The 969-nt window shown below is 45.8% G+C and carries 1 protein-coding gene; it reads right to left on the minus strand.

Annotated features, from left to right (window positions below):
- Positions 1 to 448: 448 nt before the first annotated feature.
- A complete protein-coding gene (locus GM154_RS25495; RefSeq protein WP_219654323.1) occupies positions 449 to 826 on the minus strand; it encodes a hypothetical protein in 378 nt (125 codons plus the stop codon).
- Positions 827 to 969 lie beyond the last annotated feature (143 nt).

The raw sequence follows: 969 nt of genomic DNA on the forward strand, positions 1-969 counted from the left end.
GGATATACGAATGCAACCGCGCTGACGACAGGATCGAAAAAGCTATCCTCACTGCTTGTGGGGAGAGTCCATATACCGTTTGTTAGGTTTCATTGTAAGCCTCGCTTTGACCCTATGTGCTTTGCCCCTGTATCGATCAAGAAGAACGCAGAAATAGGTAGCGATAGACAAAACAGTATTGGGCTCCAGAACATGCCGAAACCTAGCCAAGGTAGAAGATCAAAGCCACTTATAGAGCACGGGGCTAGATTTTTGATATTTCCTTGGCAGTCAAAGTGATAGTAGGAGAAAACTCCTAGCTTCCAGAGTGCAAAGAAAATTACCGGTGGTGTTGCTGCAGCGATATATTTGGACATCCATGTCATTTTGATACCTAACGATTAGTTAAGGGGCGGGCTTTAGCCCGTCCCAGTGAGCGAAGCGAACGATTTGAACCACTAGTTAGACGTTACACTTCTACTTGGATGAACGGGAAATAATTTCGAAACTCAGTAAGAATTGCATGGTTATCATGTAGTGAATTCAAAGCTCGATGCCTGCTCGGGCCGTCAAATACTTCACGATTGCGGAGATATGCAATTCCGAAGATTGCTTCATCCTCCTGCTTTGTAAAACTACGACCAGGGCTGAAGCCTATTGAGTTGTAGATATGAAAGCGAGGTGCGTCAAAATTTGATAGTTCCGCTATGTAGTCTGGATATGATTCTGCTGACTCCATAACCATGAAAGCCCACTGCTGCAGTTCTTCAGTGTTGATTGCATCACTGAAATAACAATTCACGACAAAGGCGATAGTCGATGAATTCTCGCGTGTAAGTCCATTCATGATCTAGGTCTAACGTTTGGTTAAGGGGCGGGCTTTAGCCCGTCCCGAGTTAGCGAAGCGAGCGGCTTGAAGGCTGTAATGGACTCTCCCTGCACCACATTTCTTCTATAACACAGTGGTGACTGTTCGCTGGGAGAGGTGCG

The sequence above is a fragment of the Pseudomonas sp. MAG002Y genome (assembly GCF_019400845.1).
Lineage (GTDB): Bacteria > Pseudomonadota > Gammaproteobacteria > Pseudomonadales > Pseudomonadaceae > Chryseomonas > Chryseomonas luteola.

What these genes read in the sequence shown, in the direction of transcription:
- GM154_RS25495 (WP_219654323.1), bottom strand. Translation starts at nt 826, where the DNA reads ATGAATGGACTTACACGCGAGAATTCATCGACTATCGCCTTTGTCGTG.